This window comes from Actinokineospora fastidiosa, assembly GCF_014648415.1.
Taxonomy (GTDB): domain Bacteria; phylum Actinomycetota; class Actinomycetes; order Mycobacteriales; family Pseudonocardiaceae; genus Actinokineospora; species Actinokineospora fastidiosa.
The window spans coordinates 415,692-442,578 of sequence record NZ_BMRB01000003.1; the positions used below are offsets into that span (position 1 = coordinate 415,692).

Consider the following 26,887-nt stretch of genomic DNA (forward strand, 5'->3'; position numbering starts at 1 on the left):
CGTGACCAAGAACACCTGGGGGATGTCATGGCACTGTTCCGTTTCCGCGCGCGCGGGGCCCGGCTGGCGATAGTCCCGCTGCTGGCGGCCACGCTGGCGGCAGGCGTCACCACGCCCGCGGCCGCGCAGCCCGTCGCGCCCACGCCGCCCAGCTCCGAAACCTCGGCGTCCCACCAGACAACGCCGCCCACATCGGCGTCCGGTGCGACGGCGACATCTCCGCCAGAAGGAACCACCGCAGGCCGACCGCAAGGCGAAACCTCAGCGAACCAACCGGCTCCCGGTGACACCTCCGCGCGCCAGGCGACCGTCACTGAGGCGCAGGACGCCGCCGCGGCCAGCGCGGACCCGCCCGCGCCGCCCGGTCAGCTCGGGCCGATCGACCCCGGGCCCGACGGCTCGCCGGACATCGGCCGGGGCCCGTCGGCCGCCCAGCCCATCGCGCCGCTGCCCGCGCTCGACCCCGGCCCGGACGGCCGCGTGCCGGTCGAGCGGGTGCCGATCGCGCCCAACCCGCCGGTCACGCCGTCGCCGCTGGACCTGCCCCGACGCCCCGGGCAGGAGCTGGTCGACGCGACCGCGGCCGAGGCGCTGGCCACCCTGGCCGCGGCGGGCCGCACCACGCCGCAGGGGCAGCCCGACCTCGACGCCGAGGACCTGCAGCCGCAGGTGCGCTCCGCCCAGTTCATCGATCCCACCCGACCGGCCACCCTCCGCGAGCTGCTGGAGGCCCTGACCTCGGGCAACATCCCGCCGCCGCTGCCGGTCGACCCGCTGGCGCTGCTGGAGGCCCTGCCCGACGGCATCCCGCGCCTGACGTACCGCATCTGCTCGGAGTCGCGCACCAAAGAGGTCTCCTGCACGCTGACCCTCCCGCTGGCCGTGCCCGCGATCGTCGACGTCACCGGCGACGGCACCCCCGACGTGCTCTCCGACCTGGTGCCGCTGGCCGCTCCGGGCGACATCATCGCCGTCGCCCGGGAGATCCTCGACCTCGAGGCCGAGATCGCGGCCGTGACCAACCGGCTCAACGTGGTCCTCGAACTGCTCAGCGACCCGCTCAACGTCATCCTCCACCCCGAGCTCCTGGTGGAAAAGCTGCAGCTGGAGAACCTGCTCGCCGACCTCGGCGCCGCGCTCACCGCCAAGGTCGAGGCCCTGCTCAACCTCGTCCACCTCGGACTCGGCCTGGTCAACCTGCGGCTGCCCACCAGCGAGTTCGCGGGCGAGGACCTGCCCGCGCACGTGTGGGCGGTCTACGACTTCCCCACGCACAAGCGGATCTCCGTCGGCTTCGACGGCCTGCGCCGCGGCGCGGGCCTGCCCACGGCCGCCGTCGGCGTCTACACGTTCGCGCCGCTGCAGGTCCTGCGCGGGATCTTCGACATCAAGGCGCGGCTGATCACCGTCGGCGCGGCGGACTCGCTCGCGATCACCGCGGGTCTGGCCAACGTCACCGACGACGACGCCGGGCACCCGTACGACCCGACGGTCGCGAGCGCGCAGTTCTCGCCCGTGCCGACCTTCTTCGACGTGCACGCCTTCATCGACCCGGGCGCGCCCGACCGCGACCAGAAGGCGACCGTCGACGCGAACAGCACGACGGAGACCCGGCTGGACGTCCAGGTGCTGTCCAACAACCGCACCGCCGACCCGCCGACGGACCGCTTCGACCAGCTCGTCGTGGACGTGCTCCCGACCTCGGTGTCGGCGGCGCTCATCCGGCCAGCAGGCGGCGGCGACGCGACCGTGGACTACACCGCGAGCGACACGATCGACACCATCCTGTTCGCCGACTACGTCTACTCAGGACAACAGCTCACCCGGGCCACGCGGGCATCGGCGCAGGCCGTCCCGGCCACCTGGCGCGGCGTGCTGGCGACCGCGCCGGAGAGCGCGCGACTGGACTACACGGCGTCCTCCGCGCTCGCCGCGCTCGACATCGCCTTCTACGACCGCGAGCCCGCGATAGTCCTGCGCGGCAGGCTCCGCGAGCTGCCGACGGCGGTGGTGGTCAACGCCGACCTGCCCGCCCGGCACGTCCAGTTCACCGCCGACAACCCGCTCGGCTCGGCCGAGGTGGCGCTGTCGAAGGGGCTGGGCGACTACGCCCCGCTGGACGGCGAGCACGGGACCGCGATCATCGACGGCGACCGGCTCGGCGTCAGCGTCCGGGTGACCGGGCTGCGCGGCATCGACGTCTACTTCGACGACCACCCGCGCGGCGGGACCGAGTTCACCCCGGGCGGCCAGCGGTTCGTCGCGGCGGGCGTGATCGACGGCAGGCAGAAGGCGCGCCTCGACGTGTCGAACCTGCCCGCGTCGCTGGCGTTCGACCTCGACACCGTCGCCCGCAGGGTGCTGTTCACCGCCAGTTCGGTGGTGAACCGCGTGCAGGCGGCCTATGTGGACACCGCGGCCGGGCCGAGCGCGCTGGCCGCGATCGAGGGCCTGCCGGAGCGCGTCGAGGTGACCTACGACCTCGGCGAGCGGCCCCGCCTGGCCTACCGGGCCAGCAGCGCCGTGCCGCGCGCGGAGCTGTTCGTCAGCCCGCAGGGCGTCGAGCGGCTCGACCCGACCGGCAACCACTACCTGTCAGCGGCGCTGACGGCGTTGCCGACCGAGGTCGACGTGCTGGTGGACCTGCCTGCCCGCCACCTCGACGGCACGATGTCGGCCCCGCTGGGCGGGATCACCGCGGTGGCCCGCACGCCGGTCGCGGGCCGCGACTACCTGGCCATCGGCGAGCTGACGGGCGTGCCCGCGCGGTTCGACGCCGACTTCGCCGACGGCCTCATGCGCTTCCGCGGCCTCACCGGCCCGCTGGGCGCGGCGCGGTTCTCGGTGACCAACCACGCGGGCGCGACGATGCCTGCCGGGCAGCACGTGTCCGCGCACTACCGGCAGGTCACCGGCGACTTCGACGGCAGCGTGTCGATCCGCAACCTGACCCTGGCCGAGTACGCGCGCGGTCCGGCAAGCCAGGTCGCCAACCTGCAACTGGACACCGACGGGCAGCCGGTGTTCGTCGACGCCGACGTGCTGCTGGCCGCGAACGGCGTGGACGACACCCGGCTGGCCGTGACGGCGCGCATCGACAACCTGCCGACCGACCTGACGCTCACCGTCGACCTGGCCGACGGCAAGATCACCTACACCGGCGACCGGTCGATCGGGCTGACCGCCGACGTGCACATCGGCAAGGTCGCCGCGCTCGCCGGGCTCGGCGCGCCGCTGTTCGACAACGGCGTCGCGGTGCGGGCCCGAGGCTGTGACGCGGGCGCTGGCTGCGCGCCCGACGACACGCCGATCTGCACGCTGTTCGAGCGCTGCCTCGGCGTGGCCGGGACGATCCGGCTGCCCGGCCTGCCGACCGCGCTGTCGGTCGACCTGGCCGGCCGGGAGATCGAGATCACCGGCTACACCCAGCCGCCGGGCGCGCCGCTGACGGCGTACCTGGAGGTCATCGGGCTGCTGCCGGGCCTGCCCCGGCTGGAGGGGCAGGTCGAGCTGGCCGGGCTGCCGTCGAACGTGGACCTGGCAGTCGGGCCCATCACCGTCGAGGACGCGCCGTCGCGGGTCGACGTCGGGTACCGGGCGTCGGCGCCGCTGGGCACGCTGCGGATCGCCGCGGAGGCCGACACGCCGACCACGCTGCGGGCGCGGGCGTCGATCGACCGGCTGCCCGCGACGGCGCGGGTCACCGGGACGTTCGACGCGGTGACCCGGCTCGGGGTGCACAACTCCGCGCCGATCGACGAGGTGAGCGCGTCGCTGTCCACTGTGGACGCCGGGCTGCTGTCGGCGTCCGCGCAGGGGATCCCGGCGGACCTCGACGTCCTGGTGGACGCCCCGGCGTCGCACTTCGAGTCGGTGGCGTCGGCCGAGCTGGGGCGGATCACGTTCCGCGCGGCGCGGGTGCCGTTCCAGGGCAGGCAGTACCAGGTGTTCGCCGAGGCCCGGGGCATCCCGGCGCGGATGGAGGCCGACTGGGCAGGCGGGGCGTTCGCCTTCCGCGGCGTCTCAGGCGCGATTGACGCCGCGGCGTTCGCGGTGACCAACCACCCCGGCGCCACGGCCCCCACCGGCCAGCACGTCGCCGCGCACTACCGGCAGGCCAGCGGCGACCTCGACGCCAGCGCGGCGGTGTTCGGGCTGTCGGAGGTCTCGGCGCGGCCGAGGGACAACGGCGTCGCCTTCGACCTGCGCACCGGCAACGGCGCGGTCAACTTCGACGGCGACTTCGTGCTCGCCGCCGACGTCCGCTACGCCGCGCTGGGCCGGGTGACGCTGCCGAGCACGCTGGACGTCACCTACGGCGACGGCAAGCTGAGCTACCTCACCGACCGGCCGGTGGGCCTGCTCGCCGAGGCCCGGGTCGGCAAGACCGCCGCGATCGACGCCATCGACCGCGTGCCGCTGTACGCGCACGGGATCGCGGTCGAGGCGCGCGCGTGCTCGGGCGCGGGCTGCGCCCCGGACGAGAGCCCGCTGTGCGGCCTGCTGGGCAAGTGCTTCGGCGCGGTCGGCACGGTGTCGCTGCCCGGCCTGCCCACCAGGGTCGACGTCGACATGGCGGCCACCAAGATCGGCATTGTCGGGTACCGCCCGCCCGCGGGCGTCGACCTGATCGCCTACGCGCGGTTCGACGGCCTGTTCGACGTCGCGCCGCGCACGGCGGCCATGGCCAGGCTGCGCGGGCTGCCGTCGCCGTTCGACCTGCACATCGGCCCGTTCGGCTTCGACAAGACCGACGCGGCGCGGGCCAACGACCTCAGCGTGGAGTACACCGCCTCCGGCGGCGTCGACGAACTCCAACTGCGCGCCGAGGCTGACACGACCACCCCCTACGGCACGCTGCGCGGCGCGGCGGACGTCCAGGGCGTGCCATCGTCGCTGAAGGTCACCGGCGACTTCGGCGCGAACAGCCGCGTGCGGGTGGCGTCCAACGCGCCGATCCGCATGGTCAACGCGCACGTCGGCGGCACCTACGACGGCGCACCGGCCGGGGCGCGGGCGCGGCTGACCGACATCCCGGCCTGCGACGCCGGGCCGAACGCGCCGTGCGTGGACGTCACGGTGACCGGCACCGACAAGGAGGGCACGCCGCTGAAGGTCCCGGTGATCGACATCGTGTCGGCCGAACCGGGCCTGGACGCCGAGGCGTACGTGCAGGGCCGCTTCGCCCTCGCCGGCGACCCGATCGGCCTGCAGGTCAACGACGTGTTCGCCGCGCTGGTCGACCTGGGCGAGAAGGTGACGGTCACCGTCGCGCCGAACGACCTGGGCACGTTCGACACGCGGCTGCAGTCCAGCCCGGGCAAGACCGGGTCGCTGCTGGTGGGCGGGTCGTTCGAGCTGCGGCAGAACGAGCCGCTGGTCATCGAGGAGTTCGAGCAGGACATCGTCGCCTGCGTCGGCATCCCGATCCTGACCCTGCACGTGGACCGCGGCCACATCCAGGCGCCGGAGGTGGTCATCGACGACATCCACCTGGTCGTCGACGGCTTCAGCGACATGACGCTCACCCCCGGCAAGGGCTACGTCGCCTTCGGCGTGCAGGGGACCTACGACCGGTTCAGCATGGTCGCCCCGGACGTGCGGGCGAAGCTGGACCTGGACCTGAGCCTGCAGATCCAGAAGTTCGACCAGCCGCTGTTCCCGCTCTACGAGTTCGACCTGAATTTGAGCCCGCAGGACAACCACACCGGCCTGCGGTTCCACGTGTTCGACATGAAGAAGCGGGTCAACGCCGAGTTCCAGGTCCAGTTGGGCCCGGTGCCGATCACGGTCTACCCGGTCGAGTCCAGCCCCGGCTTCCTGGAAGAGCAGATCCCGGCGGACCCGTCCCTGTCCGGCATCACCGTCCTGCCGCCCCAGTCGGGCGTCGGCGACGCGGACAACCGCAAGTTCGTCTTCACGTTCATGGACCCGGGCAAGGTGGTGAACGGTCAGATGCAGTACCTGAGCGGCGAGGCCGCCCAGTTGCTCGACATCGCCGTCTCCAATAGCTTCAGCCCGTTCCCCCCGGAAGGCGACAGCGGCGGCGGCCCTTGCTGAACCTGACCCGACCCGCGATGGCGGCGCTGGCCCTGGTGCTGGCGTCGCCCGCGGGCGTGTCCGCCTGCGGCCTCGGCTGCTCCGCCGAACTGTCCCTACCCCCCGCCCACGTCGAGGGCCACGGCCAACCCCTGGTCGACCTCACCCTCACCGCCACCCTCACCAACAACGACAAGCCGGTCTCAGGCGTCGACGTGGAGTTCCTGGCCCTGGGCCCCGACGGCATCCTCCTCGGCTCCGCCACCACCGGCCCCGACGGCACCGCCCGCCTAACCGCCGACAACGCCTTGGGCCCCGACTCCATCCGCGGCCACAAAGCCACTTCCTGGACCACCTACGCCGCCCGCGTCGCGGTCATCCAGTCCTCAGAACAGGCCGCCGACACCATCTGCGCAGAACAGGCCACCGCCCCGTTCGAGTTCGTCCCCTGACCCTGACGGGACCTCGCTCTGTTCCCGCCCTACTGGGCCGCCCGGACCGTCGCCAAGACGGCCGGGGCGATCCGAGCCACCAGACCGCAGGCGCCTGCATCCGGACGCGCGGCCTGATCGCGGCACCAGACATGGACGGTGGTCGTATCGGAGAGGCCGATCACGGCACGAGTGCCTTTCAGTTCGCCGTCGAGCACGACACCCGGATAACCGTCGAAATCCCTCGGCCCCCACCGCCGGTAGACGCCCGCGGCGTTGGCTTCGTACTCGTCGACCAGCCCGGTCTTGGCGAACCAAATGTCCACCAGGTGGTCACCGTCTTCGCCCACCACGGCGTAGGTGCATTCCGCGCCGGGCCGACGAGCCTCCGGATGCCCTTCCGTCAGACCGAGCTCGCTTCGCTGCTCCGGAGTCAAGGCGAGGCAGGATTCGTTGTAGAACGCAGTGAAGTCCAGCGGCGCCGCGACCACTGGGGCGCCATGAGGAAGCAGGCGCGAGGTCGGCGGGGTCACCGGCAGCGGCGTTACGTCACCGCCACAACCACTGAGCACGACAAGCGAGGCGAGGACCACCGCCGCAGCGACCACCGCGCGCTTCCCGACCACGGTCCCCTCCAGCACGACAACCCTCTTACCGTCAACGCTATCTGGTGACGAGCGGCGGGGCGGACGGCTCGGCGCCACCCGTAGGCGCGCAAGGACGAGATCCATCTCTAACCGTAAGAAGGGACCAACGGAACGTCAGCCTCCGCTGGAGACTGCGCTGACCAGCGATATCATTATTATCGCCGAGTAATAAGTGAGTAATCCTCGTGAATGACCGCGGAACCCGACGCCAGTTGGAAACCCCTTTCCTCTTGACGGAGTACCTCCTCAGACTGACATTCGATGCAACCAGTTAGGACATCCGGCTACGGTCAGCTGGCCGGGGCTGGCGGCAAGGGGTGCCCATGATCGACGACGTCCGCGCCGAACCGGCCGCTCTGCGGGCGGAGGACATCGCTCCCTTCTTTTCCTTCACCCTGCTTGAATACACGAGCGATGACCCTGGCACCGCCTTCGCCAAACTCCGCGACTTCGTGCGGACGTCGGCGGGTCGGACCCGGGTCCGACGAACCGCGCGCGCCGTTGGTGAGTTGTACGGCGATTCCGATCGCGCAGAGTCGATCAGGCTCCGCGAGGCGACCGGGATCGATGAAGTGTTCGGCATCGTTCGGGAGCAAACCAAGGCGCCGAGTTGGGCGATGGGGGATTCACCATTCACCGACCTCGTCCACGATCTGGTGGTCATCGCCCGGAGGGGACGCTTCGTCGCGTTGCACGGCGGTGAGATCATCAGCGATCGGGCATTAGACAAGTGGGTTGACCGCCCTGGCGTGCCCTTCCGCCGCCTCCCACACCCCGTCCTGGCCGGGTTGTTCCCGGGTGACGTGCGAATGGCATGGATGAAGGGCACTCATCGGCCGCGCACAACGAAGGCCGACACGATCGCCAAGGGCGGTCTACGCCTACAGGAGGAGAGCAAGCCGCTGGAGGCGGCGTCCTACGCGCTTCGGGCGGCCAAGACCGATTTCGATCCGCAGGACGCCACGGCCCTCCTGCGCGGCTCGGTGATCGTCTCGCCGGACAAGTCGAGGGTCTCCTGGGCAAATCGGACCGATCTGATCACGACACTGCGGGCACTGGTCGAGACCTTCGAGTCCGTCGACAAGGCGCTGGTCGCCGAGAAGCCGCCGGATCCCATCCTGCCGGATCTCGCCGTGCGGGAGGCTGACCTGGCCACTGTGCGATGCGCCATCGATATCAGCGTGGCCACGACCTTCGACCACCCGCTGGAGGACTACACCGAGGAGCACCTCGACCGCATCGGCCTGCTCCAAGGCGCGCTCATGGACGTCACGGGCAAGGACCGGTCGGCGGAGTTCATCGTAGACGTTGGGCGCGATGGCTCGGTGTGCGGCCAGCTGCTGATGAAGCCGATCCGTCGAGGGCACGGCTACATGCTCGACGTCCGGCTGCACGGCACGCCCTCCGCGGAGGCAGTGGTCCGGGAGATCAGGCACGCCATCGGCGACGGCGACCTGCTGACCGTGCACTTCGAGTCCGGTCACGCGTTCATCGGCAACCAGATCTACCGGCAGAACCCGACGGGTTCACCGTTCCGCGGGTACGAGTTCGCCGACTTCACCGGCTTCACCATCACCAGGGAGAAGCCGAACGTCGCAGGTGATCAAAACATCCATGAGGCGATCGCCGTCGGCACCGACAGCTTCCTGTTCACCTGGGTCGCGCGGAGGTATTCGACCGGCGAGCTGATCTGCGACGACGGCGCAGGCGAGATCGCCGACTTCCTGCATCTGGACAACGACGGCACGCTGACCGCTATTCACGTCAAGGCCGCGGACAGTGCTTCCGCGGCCCGCCAGGTCAGCCTGACCCGGTACGAACAGGTGGCGAGCCAGGCCGTGAAGAACATCCGGGCACTCGCCAACGATGAACTGATCAGCCGCCTGTCGAGCCCGCGTGTCGGTGCGCCCGCGTCGTGGTCGGACGGGAACCGCGTGCCCGACCGCAGCCGCTTCATCGAGGGACTTCGCGCTCGCGTCGACAGCGACGAGACGTACGTCGTGATCGTTCAACCGCACCTGCTCCAATCCGTGCACGATCGTGCCCGAGAGGCTATGGCAGCCGGGGCACCTTCAGCGGCGTCTCGCAGGCTGCAACTCCTCGACGACCTCCTCAACGGGGTGCGGGCCAGCGTTGTCGGCCAGTGCGACGATCTCATCGTGATCGGCAGCGCCGACTATTAACCACGAGACGCAACCTCGACATTCGGCTCGCTCAACCGTTCAGGTGTGCTTGCCGCGAGTGTGGGTGCTGGCGGGTGGAACGGCTCTCGTGAAGCCTGAGCCGACCGATGTGCCGGTGGAGGTGACCGCGACCTTCGATGGCGACCTACAGGAGCGCTGAGCGGGCCAAGATCTTGGTGACGCCTCTTCGGAATCGCCGTGTCGGAACTCCTCCGAAGGACGGCCAGGACCGTCCTGGTCCCGGGAGAATCGCCGCCTCTGGGAGATCCAACACCTCCGTGTCATCGCCCGTACCTCGACGGCGTCAACAGGACCGAGCAGGACACCGCCGAGGCGACCCGCCAAATCGCGACAGTCTCCGGACCGAGGTGGAGCGACTCCGCGAGGAGCGGCGATACGAACCCACGGAGGTCAATCCATCGGAACTGTCGACCGTGCCGCACATCCGCGACTACAAGTGATAAGCCTGCTATCCCGCCGCCCGGACAGTCGCTAGGACTTCAGTGGCGATTCCGGCGGCGGAGACGCACTGCTCCTCGGCCGAACGCGTGCCCTCATCCTCCAGGAAGATGTCCGCGGTCGTCTGGTCTGACAGGCCCACCACGACGTGGCATCCCCGTTCCTTGGGCAGCAGCCGGACGGCCGGGTAACCATCGATCTCGAACGGCTCCCAGCCGCGGTAACTGCCGCTGGCATTGGCGCGGTAGAGACGCGCCAGCCCACTCGCCGCGAAGTCGATGTATCCCTCGATCTTGGCGCTCCCGCCGCGCACCGTGAACGGGCACATCGACTTCACCTGGCTGTCCGGGTTCACTTCGAGGTTCAGCGCGTCTCGCTGGTCAGGAGCGAGGCTCAGACACGCGTCCTCGCGGAACCGCGCGGCATCCAGGGGCAAGGCGACGGGCGGGGCGCCGTATCTCAGCGTGGTCGAAGTCGGATTCGTGGTGGTCGTGCCGGTCGGCGGAGGTTCGACGGGCGGGCTGTCACACCCGGTGAGGATGATTAGCGCGGCAGCCGCCGCCATCGTCTGCCGCACGCGCTGTCCGGGCACGGAACTCCTTCACCGCGACGTGACCTACTGTCACGCCGAGGGTATTCGTCAGTCCGTCGCCGCATGCGGGGTTCGGCTAAACCCACCCGATCGGCGGGGCTGGCTAGTCCACCACCTCAACTATCGCCGATACTCCGCGTTCGGCGTTGGGGCCGTAGCGTTCCCAGACCTCGTTCAGGCGGATTCGGCCGTCTGGGAGGTACTCCGGGGTGTTGACGCTGTGGCCGGAGATCACGCGGCCGTCCGTCATCACCATGGTGTAGGCGAACGACACGACTCCCTCGGCGGAGCACAGGCCGGTCAGGGAGCCGCGGCGGATTGATCCGCCTGCGCCGAAATCGGCCCACACCAGGTCGTCTTTCTGGCGGTAGGTGGACACGGGGGCGTCGGGGCTTTCCGGCTTGCGGAAGCGGCGGCCGTCATAGTTGATCATCGGTGGGGCTCCACAGATCGTCGTCGGTGAGGTCGGTGAGGGTGTATTTGCCCAGGGCGCTCAGGAGTAGGCGGAGTTCGAGGTCAAGGCAGGCGATCAGGCGGATCAGGCCGTCGGACGGGTCCTCGGCGGCCGCGATCAGGGCGGCTCGGCCCAGGCCTACGGCGGTGGCGCCGCGGGCCAGGCACTTGAGCGCCCGTGCGCCTTCCCAGATGCGCCCGGACACCAGCAGGTCCCCGTCGTGCTTTCCGATGCGCGCCAGGCATTCCGCCAGGGGCAGGCCCACGTGGTCCAGGAACACCGTGGGCGCCCAGCCGGTGCCGCCCTCGGCCCCGTCCACCGTGACCGCGTCCGCGCCCGCGCACCACGCCACCCGGACGGCGTGGGCGATGTCGCGGCCGGGGTGCAGTTTCACCCAGACGCGGGCCCTCGGGTAGTTGTTGCGCATCAGGCGGAGCTGCTGGCGCAGGATCTCCTCGGTGAACGTGCCGGGGCTGCTGGAGCGCAGCACGACATCGCCCAGCGAGTCGTCCAGGGCGTAGCGGTCGGCCACCGCCGCGGCGACGGACGGGGACAGGACGGTCATGCCGCCCAGGCCCGGTTTCGCGCCCTGGCCCACCTTGAGCTCGAACGCCAGCCGCCCGGTCTCCAGCAGGCGGGTGGCGTCCGGGTCGCTGTAGACGAGGTTCCAGACCTCGGCGTCGGCGTCCTCCGTGCTCTGCTGGACCACCACCCCGCCGAGGCCGTCGGGCACGGCGCGGGCGTACGCGCGGATGCGGGCCAGCAGGCCGTCCTCCACCGCGTCCACCCGGCCGTACCCGTGCATGGGCACGACGTTCTCGCCGATCACCATCGGCACGCCCAGCCTGCCCGCCTGCTCGCTGACGGCGACCCCGAGGCCGGTCCCGACCTGGGTGGACCCGAACGCGCACAGGAACACCGGCAGCGGCGCGGTGAACCCGCCCACCGACCGCCCCAGCTCGACGTCGCTGTAGAGCGGCTCGCGGCCCAGCTCGTACATCTTCTCCAGCCGGTGCGGGACGAACACCGGGGGAACGAGCCGCACCCGGTCGAGGTCGTCGCCCTCGGGCGCTGCCGCGCCGAAGACCGCCCCGCCGTAGCCGTCCGCGTCGGGGAAGACGGCCGAGGGGCCGCCGCGGGCGCGGGCCCGGACGGCGGCCTCGGGGAAACCGGCGGCCCGGATCATGGCGACGCGATCCCGGGCAGCTTGGGGTAGGCGTTGGCCTGCCACACGAAGTCCAGCCCGCACAGGTAGCGGGTCAGCCGCTCCAGGCCGAGGCCGAAGCCCGCGCTGGCGGGCAGCCCGTCGCGGGCGAGGTCGAGGTACCAGGCGTACTTGGCCGGGTTCTCCCCCGTCTCGCGCATGCGCTCGATCAGCCTGCGGTACTCGTGCGTGCGCTCGCCGCCGCTGGCCAGCTCGCCGAAGCCCGCGGGCGCGATGAGGTCGAAGTTGCGCAGGATCCCCGGCTCCGCGGCGGACTCGCCGTCGGTGAAGCCGCGCGAGCCCTTCGGGTAGTCGACGATGTAGAACGGGCGGTCGGTCTGCTCGGAGATCAGCTTCTCCCCCGCCCAGTCGATCTCGGCGTCGGCGCTCTGCCCGTGCGCCAGGCCGCGCAGCTGCGCTACGGCGGCGCGGTGGGTCATGCGCTCGAAGTCCTCGCGCAGCAGGGCCTCGAAGGCGGCCGGGTCTCGGCCGAGGAGGTCGAGGTCGGCGCGGCGCTCGCGGAGCACGTGCGTGACGATGTGGCGCACCAGGCCCTGCAGCAGTTCCAGCACGTCCTCCCGGGAGGCGTCGCGGACCTCGACGTCGATCTGGGTGAACTCGGCCAGGTGCCTGCCGGTGTCGGCGGTCTCCAGCGGTTCGAGCCGCACGTTCGGCGCGACGTAGAAGATCTTGTCGAAGGCCAGCAGCGACGCCTGCTTGTAGAGGATCACGCTGGTCATCAGCTTGTACCGGTGCCCGTAGAAGTCGACGTCGACCTGCTTGGAGCCGCGGATGCCGGGGTCGGTCACCGGGCCGATCAGCGGCGGCATCAGCTCCTGGAAGCCGTGCGCGCCCAGGTAGTCGCGGGCGCCGGTGGTGATGGCGTTCTGCACGCGCAGCGCGGCCTGGGTCACCGGGGAGAGCAGGTGCTCCCGGGTGCCGGGGGGCAGCGTGGTCAGGGTGTCGGTCATGGGCCACTCCATTCCAGGGAGGTCGAGTCGAAGCGGCGCTCGACGAAGCGCAGGGCGTCGAGCAGGCCCGCTGCGGTGATGCGGTCGGGGCCGGGCGGGCCCGCGGCGATCGGCATGGCGCCGACCCGCTGCCAGCGCAGCCTGCCCTCGGCGTCGAGGTAGCCGCGGGCGCGCCCGGCGTTGTCCGGGTGCAGGCAGAAGGGCACGTCCAGCTGTCCGGTGGCGAACGCCTTGACCAGGGCCGTGCCCAGGTCGTCGTCGAGGGACAGCACGTTGTCGATCAGGTCGGTCGCCTCGGCGAGCACGCCGGTGTCCGCTGTGGACGAGCGCCGGTGCGCGCTCCTGGCCGCGGCGGCGGCGTACTCCAGGGCGGCCACGTTCTCGGCCACCGTGGGCAGCCGGTGGGCCTCGGCGGTGGTCTTGACGATCAGCCGTCCGGCCCCGGCCCGCACGGCCAGCCGGGCGGACTCGGCGAGCAGCCCGAGCGCGCCGCCGGGCGTGCGCGGGTACACGCCCATGTACGTGTAGACCACCATGTGCGCGCGGGCGTGCGGCACGTACCGGCCGATCAGCGTCCGCAGCGCGGCCAGGGCCTCCTCGTCCTGGCCGGGATGGGTCTGCTGGGCGTAGGAGAACGAGATGCAGCGGATGCCGTGCTCCCAGAAGAACATCCCCTCCAGCACGCTGAGCGCCACCAGCAGCGACGGCGGGCACAGCTGGCCCATCATGCAGCCGCCGAAGGTCTCCAGGTGCGCGTCGGGGTGCGCGGCCAGCAGCGCGCACGCCTGCCGCCAGTGCTCGACGGCGGTGGCCAGCGGCGTGCGGCTGTAGGGCAGGCAGTACGACACCGGGCCGCCCTCGGTGGCGTGCAGGCCGTGGTCCAGCAGGGCCAGCACGATCCGGCGCGGGTCGGCCGAGCCGTGCCGGACCTGCACCGGGAACCCCAGGCCCGCCAGCATCGCCGCGGTCACGTCGTGGTCGTGGTCGACCAGCGGGTAGCCGTTGAGGTCCGCGCCCGCAGCCAGGGCCTGCCGGACGGCGCCGTGGTCGCCGACGCGGGTGTAGCTGTCCAGCGTGACGGTGCCGATCGTGGCCGCGCGCGCCGCGCCCGTCGCCAGCAGGCCCGCGCGCATCGCGGCCGGGTCGGCGAAGCCCATCCTGGGCTGCACGACCAGCTCGCCCCGGGCCTGGCAGGCGGCCACGAGCGCGCCGAACGGCGCCGCCACCGGCGGCGCGAGCAGGCTCACCGCGTCCCGATCGGCAGGCCCGCGCGCCCGGCGAGGGTCCGCACGAACGAGCGGAACGGCAGCAGCCCCGCGGTGTCGTCGAAGACCGCGTCGAACCCCGCCGACAGCAGCCGCGCCGAGTTGTCCGACGCGGCCACGTCGAGCTTGCCGCCGATGACCACCGGGGTGGCCACCAGCGCGGGTTCGGCGCGCAGCGCGCCGATCAGCCGCACGCCGTCGCGGCAGCCGTGCCCGTTGAGGCTGCTGACCACGACCAGGTCCGGCCGACGCTCGGCGCACTCCCCGACGATCACCTCGTCGGGCACGCACGCGCCGAGGTTGGCCACCCGCACGCCCAGCTCCTCCAGCACCAGCTGCAGGTACACCAGGTTCCACGTGTGCGCGTCCGACGACAGGCTCGTCACGATGGCCGACAGCCCGGCGACCTCGATGCTCATGGTGGGTCCGTTCATGGGGAGGCCAACGGCCGCACGTCGATCTCGATCAGCGCGACGGCCGCCTCGGCGCGGCGCAGCGCCTCGGCCGGGGTGTCCGCGGTGACCATCACGTCGCCGACCCGGTCCCACGAGCTGCGCAGCCCGGTGAACGTGTCGCCCTTCTCGACGCTGACATCGCACAGGAACACGCCCTCGGCGCGCGTGGCCTCCTCGACGCCGCGCACGTCCTGCACCACGCCGGTCTCCACCGACAGGAACCGCACCGCCGCCGCGCCCGCCGCGCGCCGGGGCATGACCTCCGGCAGCGGTTCGCCGCGCATCACGGCGAAATAGCAGCGGTTCAGCTCCACCGGGTAGGCCCGCTGGATCAGCTCGATGATGCCGTCCCCCGCGAAGCGGCCAGCGCACTCGACCAGGTGCGGCACGCCGTCGGCGACGATCCACTCGCAGTGCACGATGCCGTCCTGGAAGCCGACGGCGTCGATCACCTTGAGCGTCTGCGCGGTCAGCAGCGCGGTCAGCGCGTCGTCGATGTCGGCGGGCACGACGTGCACGAGCTCGACCGGCCGAGGGCCGGGGAACAGCTGCTTGCCGGTGACGTTGGCGAACAGCGACTCGCCGTCGCGCACCAGCATCTCGACGCTGTACTCGTGCCCGGAGACGAAGCGCTCGACCAGCATCCGCAGGTCCATCGGCCGGTCGGGGACGAACACGCCCTCGTCCTGCACGACGCACTCCGCCCACGCCCGGGCCGCGTCGGCCGGGTCGGCGAGCACCTGGGTGCCCACGGACGCCTGCCGGTTGGCGGGCTTGAGCACGACCGGGCCGGGGCAGCCGCGCATGAACGCGACCACGTCGGCCGGGCTCGACACCGCCACGCTCTGCGGGTTGGCGATGCCCGCCGCCGCGCTGACCTGGCGCAGCAGCGCCTTGTCGCGCAGGATCAGCGCGGCCCCGTACCCGGCGCCGGGCAGCTCGTAGCGCTCGGCCAGGCGAGCGGCGAACGGCGTGGCGTACTCGGTCAGCGGGACGATCGCGGCCGGGTCGAGGTCGCGGTGGGCGTTGTAGAACTCGTCCGCCTTGCCCGGCAGGTGGAACTCCCACTCGATCAGCTCGCGGACCAGGGCCGACTCGGCGACCTTGGGGCGCACGTCGCGCTTGCGCACGACGTCGGGCTCCTCGACGAAGACCACGGAGTCCTCGCCGAGCACGGGCAGCAGCGCGGTCAGCGCCACGCCCACGAACCCGACCAGCAGCACGGGTCTGGTCATGGCGTGTCCTCGACGTAGTACCAGTTCTCGGGGTTGATCAGGCCGTACGGGTTGAACGGGGTCACCCCGCGCAGGTCGGCGCCGATCTCGAACAGCCGCCTCGGGAACGTCGGCGTGAAGATGACCGGCACCTGCTCGCTGATGTACTCCTGGTACTCGTACAGCGCTTCCAGGTCGTCGGTGGTGACCGTCCTGGCGATCAGCTCGTCGGCGCGGGCGTCGGCGTAGTTGCTGAAGTTGCAGGCGGCGTTGCTCTGGAACAGGTTCTCGCCGGTCGGGTAGTTGTAGACCCAGCCGCCGCCCCAGCAGGACAGCTCCCACAGCTTCGGGTTCTCCGGGGTGTGCGGGCCGGGGCCGTCCTCGGCGACGAGCACCGAGCCGACGACCTCCGAGAGCCGCAGCTCGATCCCGGCCTTGGCCGCGTCGGCCTCGAACTGCTCCATGACGCGGGTCAGCGCGGGCCTGCCCGCCCAGTAGCGCAGCGACAGGCTGAGCCTTGTACCCGCCGGGATGCCCGCGCCCGCCTCGCCCGGCCCGGTCCCGGGCCGCACGCACACCGCGGGGGTGACGCTGGTGTCCCAGCCGTTGTCGGCCAGCAGCTCCCTGGCCCGCTCGATGTCGAACGGCCAGGTCCCCCGGCCGTCGGCCAGCTTGGGCGAGACCAGGTCGCTGCGCGGGTGCATGGGGATCGGGCCGCTCTGCGTCCAGCCGTAGCCCTGGTAGACCTCGCGGGCGCCGTAGTCCTGGTCCAGGCAGCTCTGCAGCGCCTGGCGCAGGTACGGCTGGCGGATGAGGTGGCCCGCGACCGTGGGGTTGACGAAGTTCAGCGCGATGAAGTTGACGTTGAACATCACCTGCGGGGCGAGGGTGTGGGTGGCCGCCAGCGGGTTCGGCCCGCCCACGGTCGGGTCGTCGCCGGGCTGCACGCCGTAGCTCAGCGGCAGGAACCCGGCCTGCACCTGCTCGGGGTGCTCGCGCAGCAGCCGGTACTGGTGCTCGTCGGACTCGGTCTGGATCTGGCGGAACTCGTCGAGGCGGGCGGGGTTCGGGCCGCTGTAGTGCTCGTTCGGCACGAACGTGACCACGCCGTCCTCGGTGAAGCCCTTGAGCCGCCACGGCCCGTTGACCACGCTCCACACCGGGCTGTCCGCCCAGCGGGTCCGGTGGGTGTTGTCCTCGGTCACCGGGTCGCCGTTCTCGGCCATCAGGAAGTCGTAGACGGCGTCGACCTGGTCGGGGTCGTGGGTGGCGTCGGCGGGCCCGTCCTCGGTGCGGTCCCACGCCTTCGGCATGGGCGTGATCATCGTGAGCTGGTTCATCAGCACCCAGTTCCGCGAGTACACGCGGTCGAAGGTGAAGCTGACCGCGTCCTCGGCGACCTTGGCGTAGGAGACCAGGTTGTCGGGGAAGTAGCCCTCGGTGTAGGCGCCGTACTTCGGTCCCTTCCGAACGAGCATGTTCATCCAGAACATCACGTTGTCCGCGGTGACCGTCTCGCCGTTGGACCAGCGCCACGGCTTGATCCGGACGGTGCAGGTGCGCCCGTCCTCGGTCCACTCCGGCGGCTCGCCGATGCTGAGGTCGTAGTCGATGCCCGGCTTGCCGTCGCACCCCAGCCAGTACAGCGGGCGGTACATGAGCAGCTGGAACTCGTACAGGCTGCGGATGCCGAAGCGCTCGGCCGGGGTGAAGGGGAAGATCACCGCTGGCGGGAACCCGGGCAGGCACGCCCAGGTCGCCACGCCGCCGCGGATCGCGGTCTCGCCCATGGATGGACCCTTTCTCACGCGGGGGCGGGTGCGGGGACGGGTTCCGGGGCGGCGACCGGCCGCTCCAGCGCGCGCATCGGCTTGACCAGGCTCAGGTACGTGCCGATCGCCAGGCCGCCGATGATGGTCACCAGGCCCCAGAAGGCCCACGGCACCGACGTGGCGTCGGCGAGCGCGGAGAGGCCGACCGTGGCCGCGACGCCCATCGCCAGGCCCATGGCCTGGGCGAAGCCGAAGATCCGGCCCACCCGGTCCTCCGGGCTGGACTGCATCAGCAGCGTGCGGGCGGCGATGCGGCCCTGGGCGAAGGAGAACGCCGCGAACGGGATGACCACCATCAGCACGATGTGGTGCAGCGGTTCGAGGGCGACCATCGCCATGCAGCCGAGCGTGCCGAGCAGCGCGAGGTGCAGTCCCTTGATCCGGGAGCTGACCCAGCCGTAGCAGGCCGCGCCGAGGATGAATCCGGCGCCCGCGAGCGCGTCGACCACGCCGATCATCCACGCGCCCTGCTGGAAGGTCTGCAGGATCAGCGTCGTGAGGATGGTGTTGCTGACCATCAGGTTGATGTTGCCGGTGGTGAACAGCAGCGCCAGGCGCCGCACCGGCGGGTTCGCCGGGGCCGTGGTCGCCACGGCGGTGGGCTCGTCGTCCGCAATGTCCTCAGTGGACTTGGCGACGACGTGCTTGTGGCCGATGGCGTAGATCAGCACGGCCGACCCGACGAAGGTCAGCGAGTTGATGACGAACAGCGGGGTCGCGCCGAACCAGGTGACCAGGAAGCCGGCGAGCGCCGAGGCCAGCAGCATGCCGGTGTTGGTGGCCATCTCGAAGCGGGCGTTGAACTTGCCCAGCCGCTCATCGAGCACGCGTTCCTTCACCAGCGCGTTGCTGGCGGGCATGAACATCGCCGCCGTGCAGGCCAGCAGGAAGTTCGCCGCGTAGGAGCCGAGACTGGCCTCCCCGCCGAACCACAGCCAGGCGGGCAGCGCGAACGCGGTGAGCGCGCCGACCAGGTCGGCGATCACGCACAGCGTGCGGCGGTCGAGCCGGTCGGCGAGGCGGCCGAAGGTCATCGCGAGCGCGACCTGCGGGATGGACACCGCGATGAACAGCCACCCGACCGACAGGGTGGTCTCCTCGGCCCGGAAGACCAGGATGGCGGCGGCGGTGATCTGGAAGGCGTTGCCCGCGGTGGTGATGAAGCCCGCGGGCACGAGCAGCCGCTCGGCGCGCTTGGAGCGGCGGACGGCCAGGTCGGTAGTCAGCGGTGCGGTGGGCATCAGGAGACCTCGGCCAGGGTCGGGGTCGGCTGGACGCGGGTGTCCAGGCCGGGGACGGGGAACGCGGTGGTGCTCGCGACGGCGTAGGCCGCCGCCGACAGCGACGGGGTGAAGCCCCCGGCCTCGGCGGCGCGGGCGGTCATGTCGATGAGGATCGGCGACGCGCCGCTGATCAGCGCCCGCAGCTGGAGGAACAGGTCGCCCAGTTCGACCGGCTCGCCGTCGAGCGCCCGGGCCGCGTGCGCGCGCAGCCGCTCGACGTGCTGCACGATCAGGTCGGCCGCCCGGTTGAGGCTGAAGCTCGACAGCTCGAAGCACAGGCCGAAGCGGTCGGCGATGGCCGCGGCGCGGGCCGGGCCCTCCGGGGAGACCGGGAGCGTCTCGCCCGCCGTGGTCAGCTTGCCGAGCGTGGCCGCCAGCTCGTTCCACGGGCCGACCAGCCGCTCGCCGACGATCTTGTCCAGCGCCGCGCGGCTGAAGTTCGTGCGGGCGTGCTCGGGGGCGGTCAGGTTGAGGTAGAAGCGGACGAGGTCGCGGGGCACCTCGGCCACCAGGTCGCGCGCCCACACCACGTGGCCCTTGCTGGTGGAGAACTTCTCGTTCTCCAGCTCGTAGAACTCGTTGCACAGGATGGTGTCGGGCAGGATGTAGCGGCCCTCGTGCGCGATCAGCTCGGCGATGTGCACCGCCGCCCAGATGTAGAGGTTGTCGAAGCCGACGAAGAAGACCAGCTCGGCGTCGTGTTCCGCGCGCCACGCGTCGTCGCCGGACGGCGGGGTCGTCCCCTGCTCGCGCTGGGCGAAGTTGTGGCAGTACATCGAGGCGGGCATGCCCTCCAGCCAGGCGTTGAGCGTCTGGCCGGGGGTCTCGGCGAACGGCGCGGGCATGCCCCAGGAGACCGGGTAGGTGATCGGGAAGTCCGGCAGCGGCCGCGACAGCAGCTCGCGGATGAACTGCACCGCGTGCGGGCGCCACCGGTCGGCCCGCGCCTCGTGGTAGGCCAGCAGCTGCTCTCGGTACTCCTCCAGCGGGAAGACCAGGATCTCCGCCTCGCGGTAGGTCACCGGGTCGCTGGGGTCCATGATCGAGTACGGCTCGATGAGCGCGTCGAAGTCGACCGGGTGCCCGCACGCCTCGCAGATGCCGCCCCGGCTGTCGGCCAGGCAGGTCGGGCAGTCGCCGCCGACGAGCCCTTCCACCAGGTACATGCCCTTGGCCTCGCTGTAGGGGAGGCGGACCGTGCGCAGGCGGAACTTGCCGAGGTCGTAGAGGCGCTGGACGTAGTCGTAGACGTTGCGGCGGTACCCGTCGTCGGTGGGCGCGAAGCCGTCGACGTGGATGCCCATGGCGTCCCAGGTGGTCTTGATCTGCGCCCAGGACTTGTCGGCAAGCGCTTGCGGGGTGGTCCCGAGCCGCGCGGCGGTCGTGTAGACGTAGGTCTGGCTGTCGTCGCCGCCGGAGGCGAACAGCACCTCGCGGCCCGCGGCGCGCAGATAGCGGACGTGGGTGTCGGCGGCGACGTACGGCCCGGCCACGTGGCCGATGTGCATGTCCCCGTTCGTGGTCGGCGGGCCGCCGATCACCAGGACCGGGCGGCTCACGACGCGGTCCCGTGGCGCTCGACGAAGCGCTCGGACATCTCCGCGTCCCACCAGACGCAGTACATCTGGAAGGGCTCGGCGCCGTCGTTGACCACCCGGTGGGCGGTGTTCGGCGGGAAGTGCACGATGTCGCCCGCGCGGAACGGGCGGCGCTCGCCCTCGGAGTCCAGCTCGGCCTCGCCGGAGAGCGCGATGAAGATCTCGTACTCGTGGTGGGCGTGCATGCCGGTCGCGTCGCCGGGGTGCACCACGCACCACGCGCCCTCGAACGGCGCGTTGAGCGCGGGCCACGGCACCAGCCGCTGGGCGTCCGCGCCGTTCTCCCGGTTCATCTGCTCGCGCAGCAGGGGTCGGATTTCCATGATCTGGCCTTTCTTCTCGTGCCGTCAGCCCGCGGCCGCGACCGGGAGCGGGGCGCGCAGCGCGCCGCGGTGGGTGAGGATGTCCTGGACGATGTCGTTGGCCCGCGGGGCGAGCACGCTCAGCAGCGAGTCGGCGATGCCGTGGGTGGCCTCGTTGACGCCCTGCAGGTAGCAGGCCGCGCTGCTCGGCCGGTCGATCACCAGCCGGTAGTCGCGGGTGACGCGGATGTCGTCGAGCCCGATGGCGTCGGCGACGTGGCGCACCATCCTGGGCATCTCCGGGGAGAAGCCGGTGCCCAGCAGCACCAGGTCGGTGCGCACCTCCTGGACCGCCCCGGTGCGCCAGTCGGTCAGCTCGACGACCACCTCGTCGCCCTCCTCGCGGGCGGCGGTGATGTCGTGCATCGGCACGACCCGCAGCCGAGAGCGCCCGGAGAGCCGGTCGAGGTAGAGCTGCCGGTACAGCGACTCCATCATCCCGGGCGCCAGGCCCGCGTAGTTGGTGTGGCGCATCTCGGCGAGCATCTGCCTGCGCGCCTCCGGGCGGGAGGCGTAGAAGGTGTCGATGAACGAGCCGAAGAACAGCTCGTTGTTGAACTTGCTGGTCTCGTAGCAGTTGAGCCCGATGCTGCGCATCACCATAGTGGGGCGGCACTCCGGCAGGTCCTGCTGCACCGCCGAGAACAGCTCGGCCGCGCTCTGGCCCGCGCCGACCACGAGGACGCGGTACGGCAGGTCCTTGCGCAGCGTGGCCACCCTCGGCAGGTACTCGGTGCTGTGGATGACGCGCTCGCGGGCGATGGCGGCGAACTGGTCGGGGATGCGCGCGTCGCGGCCCGCGCCGATGACCAGGTACCGGCTGCGGACCGTGCGGCCGTCGGTGAGGTGGGCCTCCCAGCCGGTGATCTCCTCGCGGGTCCAGACCGGGGCGATCCGCGCGCACTCCGACTTCGTCCGGATGTCCACCATGGACAGCGACTCGGCCGTCCACTTCAGGTAGCCCGCGAGCTCGACGCGGTAGGGCACGAAGCTGCCCATGTTGATGAACTCGTCGAGCCTGCCGGTGGCGTGCAGGTAGTTCAGGAAGGAGAACCGGCTGCGCGGGTTGCGCAGGGTCACCAGGTCCTTGAGGAACGAGACCTGCGACAGCGCCTCGGGCAGCAGCATCCCGCGTTGCCAGGAGACCTCCTCGTCGCGCTCGATGATGAGGGTGTCCTGGGCGATGTCGGGGGCCATCTCCTCCAGGGCCACCGCGAGGGCGAGGTTCGACGGGCCCGCGCCGACTGCCAGCAACTCAACGTCCATGTTCGCTCCGTTCATGCCGTGCTCAGGTGGACTTCGGACAGCGCCTTGTCCAGCAGTGCCGCGCACTCGTCGGGGTCGGCCGCCGCGCAGACGACGTAGGCGTGGCGGGAGATGAACGCCGCGGGCGGCAGCCGCATCTCCGTGCCGGGCTCGACCAGCGCGGCCGCGGCGACGACCCCGTCGTCGGGCACGTGGACGGCCGCGACGACGCAGTCCGCAACGGGGTAGGCGAAGCGCACGCCCACGCTGCGGGGCTCGCGCGTCTCGGGGACCACCGGGGCGCGGCCCATGGCCACGTCCACCGCGACCGCGCCGGGCTCGACGCCGGTGGCGTGGCGGGCCAGCAGCGGGATCAGGTCGCCGCCGAGCCGTCCGTTGATCTCGACGATGACCGGCCCGCGCGGGGTCAGCTTCAGCTCGGTGTGGGTGACCCCGTGGTCGAACTCGATCGCCTTGTGCGCCGCGGCCAGCGTGGCCCGCAGGCCGGGGTCGTCCAGCAGGTCGTCGTCGGCGCTGACGACGTGGCCCAGCTCCTCGAAGTAGGGGTGCATGCCGATCGTCTTGCGGGCGACGAACAGCGGGGTGTACGCGCCCGCGACGACCGCGCCGTCCACGCTGATCTCCGGCCCGGTGAGGTACTCCTCGACCAGCGCGCCGCCCTGGTAGGCCTTGGCGCCGATCAGGCTGGACTCCTCGGCGGCGTGGAACGCCCTGGCGACGGCGTCGGCGTCCTCGGCGAGGACGACGCCGATGCTGGCGCCCAGGCCGCGCGGCTTGACGATCACCGGGTAGCCGATCGCGTCCGCTGCCGCGACCGCGTGCGCCTCGTCCCGGACGAACGCGAACCTCGGCTGGTCGACGCCCGCGGCGGTGAGGACCTCGCGGCTGTGGAACTTGTCCCGGCAGCCCTCGATCGCGCCGGTCCCCGCGCCGGGCAGGCCGAGGTCGGCGGCGACGTGCGCGGTGGTCACGATCAGCGCCTCGTCCCAGGACAGCACCCCGACGACCGGGACAGCGGCGGCCAGCTCCCGCGCGGCGGCCAGCACGGCGTCGCGGTCCATCAGGTCGACGACGGTGGCGCCCGCGAGGTAGCCGGACTGCCAGGTCGGCTCGTCGGCGGTGAACATCCACAGTGGATGCCTTTTCGCCGCGGACGCGAGCAGGTACTCGCGGTAGGGGCGCATCCCGCAGCCGATCACGAGGACGACGCCGTCTGGTTCGCTCATCTTCTCCCCATCTCGTCGCGGCCAATGACAACGGCAGGCGCGGTTGACCGGAAGGCCCGCGCGGCCAGAACAATCAACAGGCGTCCAGGCGCGCGGCCGGGACGGCGGCGCCGCGGACCCGGCGCGGCAGTCGGAACACAGCGCCGTCGGCGGCGGACGGCCGGTCCAGCCACATGCTGGCGCTCGTGACGTACACAGTGGACTCGGTGAAGCAGACGCTCGTCGGTCGGGTGGCGGGCACGGGGATCGCCTCGATGAGCGAGCCGTCGGGGCGGTAGCGGTGGACCGCTCCCCCGCCCCAGACGGCGCTCCAGACCGTGCCGTCGGCCTCCACGGCCATCCCGTCCGGCCAGTGCTCCTCGATCTCGGCGAACAGCCGCGGTACGCCGACCGTGCCGGTCGCGACGTCGTAGGGGTAGGCGTCGATGCGGTTGCGCGAGCTGTCGGCGAGGTACATGACCGTCCCGTCCGGTGAGAACACCGGACCGTTCGGGATGGCCAGGCCGTCGACGATCGTGCGGACCGTGCCGTCGGGGTCGACGGCGTGCAGTCGTCCCGCGCCCGGCTGCTCGTCGGCGGCGTAGGCCATGCTGCCCGCGATGAACCGGCCCGCCGGGTCGACGGTGGCGTCGTTCATGCGCTGCCGCACGCCTTCCTCTGCGGGCCGGGCCAGCCAGGTCAGCGGGTCCGGCGCGGCCGGGTCCAGCACGGCGATCCCGGTGCCCGCGGCGGCCACCCAGCGGCCGGGGCGGCCAGCCAGCGGGGCGACGGCGCCCAGGGGGACGCCCAGCTCGACCAGGGTGACGTCCGCGCCGCCGCGGCGGACGAGCAGCCGCCCGGTGAGGATGTCCACCCAGTGCAGCTCGCCGTCCACCCAGCGGGCGCCCTCGCCCAGTTCGTAGCGGCCGGTGGAGACGGGTTCAGTGCACTCTGCGTTCACCCGACACGCCCCGGTAGCGGATCGCCCAGAGGCTGCGGCGCAGGTAGGTGCGCTGCAGCCAGCGGTCCCGGCCGTCGTGGCGGGCCAGGAACTGCGACCGCGCGTGCAGGCCCTTGCGGTTGTTGATCAGCAGCGCGGTGCCGGGCTCCAGGTAGACCTGGTGGGCGACCTCCCGGCAGACCCGCTGCAACACGTGCAGCGCCGCCTCGGCCTCGTCGGTCAGCCCGCGCACGCCGTTGGCGGAGACGGAGATCTCCGGCGACTCGGCTGGCCCGGAGATCACCGCGACCGGGTCGGACAGCACCTCGGCGCCGCCCGCGAACTCGCGCACGTAGCTGCCGGGCGCGTTGAGCCGGAACAGCGGCGCGCGCAGCGTGTCGAGGACGTCCGGGTCGAGCGCGCGGGAGATGTCGCGGGCGTCGGCGTAGTAGGTGACGGCCTCCTTGCCGGGGTCCTGGCGCAGGCAGTGCAGCACCAGGAAGTCCGGGTTGGACACGTCGTAGCGGCCGACCTCGTCGTGGACGATGTCGTTGTGGAAGTTGAGGAACACCCCGGAGCTCTGGTTGGTCTGGGTGGCCGCGCCCGCGGAGACCGGGACGACGTCGTGGACCAGCCTGCCCGCCTTCTCCGTGGTGAAGCCGACCGGCTCGCCGAGCAGCTGGCTCAGGCCGAGCAGGACGCCCTCGGCGACGAACGTGCGCTTGTCCGGGCTCGGGTTGCCGTCGACGGGGGTGGCGGGAAGCTCCGGGTCGACCGGCAGGTTGCGCACCAGCGCGACACCGGGCGTGTCGACGTGCCTGCCGAAGTCGAGCACGGCCTGCAACGCGCCCAGCGGCAGGCGGGCGAAGACGGCGTGCAGGCGGGCCAAGGCGCGGTCGATGTCCAGGACGGGATCGGCCAGCGGCAGCAGTTCCGCGCCGATGGCGTCGCGGGCGGAGTCGGGCAGGGTGATCTCGGCGAAGGTCGCCGGGGCGAGGGTCGTCGTCATGTCTTTCCTCTACAGTCGTGCGGGGATACGGTCGATCGCGGTGAGGGCGGGCGCGGTGGCGATCGTGGAGACCAGCGTCATGACCACCAGGATCGCGAACACGGTCGGGCTGATCACGCCCATGCGCAGCCCGATGGTGAGCACGACGAGCTCGGTCAGGCCGCGGCAGTTCATCAGCGCGCCCAGGGAGAGCGACTCCCGCCAGCCGAGGCCGGTGAGCCGGGCGGTGGCGGTCGTCCCGCCCCACTTGGCCAGCACGGAGATCGCGGTGACGGCGGCGCACACCGCCCAGAGGGCGGCCGAGTCGAGCAGGCCGAAGGTCGTCTGCAGTCCGGTGTGGACGAAGAACAGCGGGAGCAGCAGCGTCACGGTGATGCTCTCCATCCGCGCGCCCGCCCGCTCGATGACCGGCGTGCGCGGGACGACCACGCCGAACAGGAACGCGCCGAAGATGGGGTGCACGCCGATGCGGTCGGTGGCCAGCGCGCAGAGCATCAGCCCGCCGAGCAGGATCGGCAGCACGGCGGCGTCGGACACCGCGGCGATCACCCGGGCGAGCACCGGCCGCAGCGCGAACAGCGCCCCGACGAACGCCGCGGTGAGCCCGACGGTCACCAGCACCCCGCCGATGGACCCACCGACCCCGACCGCGACGGCCAGCGCGAGCAGACACCACACGACGACGTCGCCGACGGCCGCACAGGTCAACGCGAGCGCCCCGAGCGGCGTGTCGGAGATACCGCGGTCGGTGAGGACCCTGGCCAGCACGGGGAACGCGGTCGCGCTCATGGCGACCCCGAGGAACAGCGCGAACCCGGCAAAGCTCACGTCGCCGCCGAAGCGCGGGTACAGCCAGAACGCGAGCAGGACCCCGGTCAGGATCGGCACGACGAGGTTGACCTGCACCACCATCGTCGCCGTGAGCCCCCGCCCCCGCAACGCCGTCGGATTGATCTCGGCGCCGACCAGGAACATGAAGAACACCAGCCCGAGCTGGGCGATCGTGTTGATGGTCCCGACCACGTGCTCGGGGAACAACCACCCGAACCCGGTAGGCCACACCGCCCCCAGCAACGACGGACCGAGCAACACCCCAGCCACGATCTCCCCGATCACCGCAGGCTGCCCGATGCGGCGGAACAACGCACCCACGAGGTAACAGGCGGCCAGGATGACCGGGAGGGCGAGCAACAACCGGGGATACGGATCCAGCGCCGCCTGCGCAGACGAGGGCGAAAGACCCGCCACGGCCACCACAGCACTCACGACCGGGCCGCCTTCCCCAACTCAGCCACAACGGCACCAGCACTGGCCACACCAACGCCGACCCCAGCCCCACAGCCACCGGCAGCGACTCCACCCCCCGATGCACCGGAAGCGATGCGAGCCCCCGGCGCACCGACAACGGCCCCAGCCCCCGACGCACCGAAGCCACCCCTGGACGCACCGACAGCGGCGCCAACCCCTGACACGCCGGC

The 26,887-nt window shown here is 71.6% G+C and carries 20 protein-coding genes; 3 read left to right on the top strand and 17 right to left on the bottom strand.

Translation table 11 applies throughout. The features are described from left to right. The first annotated feature begins 27 nt into the window (after nucleotides 1–27). Nucleotides 28–6,060: a hypothetical protein gene (locus IEY98_RS20880; RefSeq protein ID WP_189212248.1), complete on the top strand. Its 6,033-nt coding sequence runs from the start codon at nucleotides 28–30 to the stop codon at nucleotides 6,058–6,060. 17 nt (nucleotides 6,061–6,077) lie between these two features. After that, complete coding sequence (locus tag IEY98_RS20885) at nucleotides 6,078–6,491, top strand: hypothetical protein (protein ID WP_189212249.1); 414 nt, start codon at nucleotides 6,078–6,080, stop codon at nucleotides 6,489–6,491. 29 nt (nucleotides 6,492–6,520) lie between these two features. Here IEY98_RS20885 and IEY98_RS20890 read toward each other — a convergent pair whose 3' ends face one another. Further along, a complete protein-coding gene (locus IEY98_RS20890; protein WP_189212250.1) occupies nucleotides 6,521–7,111 on the bottom strand; it encodes a DUF3558 family protein in 591 nt (196 codons plus the stop codon). A gap of 329 nt (nucleotides 7,112–7,440) precedes the next feature. Here IEY98_RS20890 and IEY98_RS20895 point away from each other — a divergent pair, with 329 nt between their 5' ends. Beyond that, entirely contained in the window at nucleotides 7,441–9,300 is a 1,860-nt protein-coding gene (locus tag IEY98_RS20895) for a hypothetical protein (protein WP_189212251.1), read from the top strand. 469 nt (nucleotides 9,301–9,769) lie between these two features. Here IEY98_RS20895 and IEY98_RS20900 read toward each other — a convergent pair whose 3' ends face one another. From IEY98_RS20900 to IEY98_RS20975, 16 genes are all read right to left on the bottom strand, one after another. Beyond that, entirely contained in the window at nucleotides 9,770–10,351 is a 582-nt protein-coding gene (locus tag IEY98_RS20900) for a DUF3558 family protein (protein WP_189212252.1), read from the bottom strand. A 103-nt stretch (nucleotides 10,352–10,454) separates the two neighbouring features. Further along, on the bottom strand, nucleotides 10,455–10,784 hold the full coding sequence (locus IEY98_RS20905; protein WP_189212253.1) for an avidin-fold protein: 330 nt from the start codon (nucleotides 10,782–10,784) through the stop codon (nucleotides 10,455–10,457). Continuing rightward, entirely contained in the window at nucleotides 10,771–11,991 is a 1,221-nt protein-coding gene (locus IEY98_RS20910) for a glutamate synthase-related protein (protein ID WP_189212254.1), read from the bottom strand. The genes IEY98_RS20905 and IEY98_RS20910 overlap by 14 nt, the downstream gene beginning before the upstream one ends. Beyond that, nucleotides 11,988–12,980, bottom strand: coding sequence for an asparagine synthetase A (locus IEY98_RS20915; RefSeq protein WP_189212255.1), 993 nt, complete (start codon nucleotides 12,978–12,980; stop codon nucleotides 11,988–11,990). Before IEY98_RS20915 ends, IEY98_RS20910 begins: the two co-directional genes overlap by 4 nt. Next, nucleotides 12,977–14,227, bottom strand: coding sequence for a methylaspartate mutase (locus IEY98_RS20920; RefSeq protein ID WP_308425911.1), 1,251 nt, complete (start codon nucleotides 14,225–14,227; stop codon nucleotides 12,977–12,979). The genes IEY98_RS20915 and IEY98_RS20920 overlap by 4 nt, the downstream gene beginning before the upstream one ends. After that, nucleotides 14,224–14,664, bottom strand: a complete 441-nt coding sequence (locus tag IEY98_RS20925) for a cobalamin B12-binding domain-containing protein (RefSeq protein WP_229787111.1) — start codon at nucleotides 14,662–14,664, stop codon at nucleotides 14,224–14,226. Before IEY98_RS20925 ends, IEY98_RS20920 begins: the two co-directional genes overlap by 4 nt. An 11-nt stretch (nucleotides 14,665–14,675) precedes the next feature. Beyond that, on the bottom strand, nucleotides 14,676–15,935 hold the full coding sequence (locus IEY98_RS20930; RefSeq protein ID WP_189212257.1) for an ATP-grasp domain-containing protein: 1,260 nt from the start codon (nucleotides 15,933–15,935) through the stop codon (nucleotides 14,676–14,678). Beyond that, on the bottom strand, nucleotides 15,932–17,704 hold the full coding sequence (locus IEY98_RS20935; RefSeq protein ID WP_189212258.1) for an ABC transporter substrate-binding protein: 1,773 nt from the start codon (nucleotides 17,702–17,704) through the stop codon (nucleotides 15,932–15,934). Before IEY98_RS20935 ends, IEY98_RS20930 begins: the two co-directional genes overlap by 4 nt. A gap of 14 nt (nucleotides 17,705–17,718) precedes the next feature. After that, nucleotides 17,719–18,987: an MFS transporter gene (locus tag IEY98_RS20940; protein WP_189212259.1), complete on the bottom strand. Its 1,269-nt coding sequence runs from the start codon at nucleotides 18,985–18,987 to the stop codon at nucleotides 17,719–17,721. After that, nucleotides 18,987–20,588: a class I tRNA ligase family protein gene (locus IEY98_RS20945; protein WP_229787123.1), complete on the bottom strand. Its 1,602-nt coding sequence runs from the start codon at nucleotides 20,586–20,588 to the stop codon at nucleotides 18,987–18,989. Before IEY98_RS20945 ends, IEY98_RS20940 begins: the two co-directional genes overlap by 1 nt. Then, complete coding sequence (locus IEY98_RS20950) at nucleotides 20,585–20,950, bottom strand: cupin domain-containing protein (RefSeq protein ID WP_189212260.1); 366 nt, start codon at nucleotides 20,948–20,950, stop codon at nucleotides 20,585–20,587. The genes IEY98_RS20945 and IEY98_RS20950 overlap by 4 nt, the downstream gene beginning before the upstream one ends. 24 nt (nucleotides 20,951–20,974) lie before the next feature. Next, complete coding sequence (locus IEY98_RS20955) at nucleotides 20,975–22,255, bottom strand: SidA/IucD/PvdA family monooxygenase (RefSeq protein ID WP_229787125.1); 1,281 nt, start codon at nucleotides 22,253–22,255, stop codon at nucleotides 20,975–20,977. An 11-nt stretch (nucleotides 22,256–22,266) separates the two neighbouring features. Further along, nucleotides 22,267–23,481, bottom strand: a complete 1,215-nt coding sequence (locus tag IEY98_RS20960; protein WP_189212262.1) for an ATP-grasp domain-containing protein — start codon at nucleotides 23,479–23,481, stop codon at nucleotides 22,267–22,269. A gap of 73 nt (nucleotides 23,482–23,554) precedes the next feature. Next, nucleotides 23,555–24,421: an SMP-30/gluconolactonase/LRE family protein gene (locus tag IEY98_RS20965; protein WP_189212263.1), complete on the bottom strand. Its 867-nt coding sequence runs from the start codon at nucleotides 24,419–24,421 to the stop codon at nucleotides 23,555–23,557. Continuing rightward, on the bottom strand, nucleotides 24,402–25,409 hold the full coding sequence (locus tag IEY98_RS20970) for a TauD/TfdA family dioxygenase (protein WP_189212264.1): 1,008 nt from the start codon (nucleotides 25,407–25,409) through the stop codon (nucleotides 24,402–24,404). The genes IEY98_RS20965 and IEY98_RS20970 overlap by 20 nt, the downstream gene beginning before the upstream one ends. A gap of 9 nt (nucleotides 25,410–25,418) precedes the next feature. Continuing rightward, on the bottom strand, nucleotides 25,419–26,675 hold the full coding sequence (locus tag IEY98_RS20975; RefSeq protein ID WP_229787127.1) for a cation:proton antiporter domain-containing protein: 1,257 nt from the start codon (nucleotides 26,673–26,675) through the stop codon (nucleotides 25,419–25,421). Nucleotides 26,676–26,887 lie beyond the last annotated feature (212 nt).

Coding starts and splice junctions, on each gene's coding strand:
- IEY98_RS20880 (WP_189212248.1), top strand. CDS start 28: ATGGCACTGTTCCGTTTCCGCGCGCGCGGGGCCCGGCTGGCGATAGTC.
- IEY98_RS20885 (WP_189212249.1), top strand. CDS start 6,078: ATGGCGGCGCTGGCCCTGGTGCTGGCGTCGCCCGCGGGCGTGTCCGCC.
- IEY98_RS20895 (WP_189212251.1), top strand. CDS start 7,441: ATGATCGACGACGTCCGCGCCGAACCGGCCGCTCTGCGGGCGGAGGAC.
- IEY98_RS20905 (WP_189212253.1), bottom strand. CDS start 10,784: ATGATCAACTATGACGGCCGCCGCTTCCGCAAGCCGGAAAGCCCCGAC.
- IEY98_RS20910 (WP_189212254.1), bottom strand. CDS start 11,991: ATGATCCGGGCCGCCGGTTTCCCCGAGGCCGCCGTCCGGGCCCGCGCC.
- IEY98_RS20915 (WP_189212255.1), bottom strand. CDS start 12,980: ATGACCGACACCCTGACCACGCTGCCCCCCGGCACCCGGGAGCACCTG.
- IEY98_RS20925 (WP_229787111.1), bottom strand. CDS start 14,664: ATGAGCATCGAGGTCGCCGGGCTGTCGGCCATCGTGACGAGCCTGTCG.
- IEY98_RS20930 (WP_189212257.1), bottom strand. CDS start 15,935: ATGACCAGACCCGTGCTGCTGGTCGGGTTCGTGGGCGTGGCGCTGACC.
- IEY98_RS20935 (WP_189212258.1), bottom strand. CDS start 17,704: ATGGGCGAGACCGCGATCCGCGGCGGCGTGGCGACCTGGGCGTGCCTG.
- IEY98_RS20940 (WP_189212259.1), bottom strand. CDS start 18,987: ATGCCCACCGCACCGCTGACTACCGACCTGGCCGTCCGCCGCTCCAAG.
- IEY98_RS20950 (WP_189212260.1), bottom strand. CDS start 20,950: ATGGAAATCCGACCCCTGCTGCGCGAGCAGATGAACCGGGAGAACGGC.
- IEY98_RS20955 (WP_229787125.1), bottom strand. CDS start 22,255: ATGGACGTTGAGTTGCTGGCAGTCGGCGCGGGCCCGTCGAACCTCGCC.
- IEY98_RS20960 (WP_189212262.1), bottom strand. CDS start 23,481: ATGAGCGAACCAGACGGCGTCGTCCTCGTGATCGGCTGCGGGATGCGC.
- IEY98_RS20970 (WP_189212264.1), bottom strand. CDS start 25,409: ATGACGACGACCCTCGCCCCGGCGACCTTCGCCGAGATCACCCTGCCC.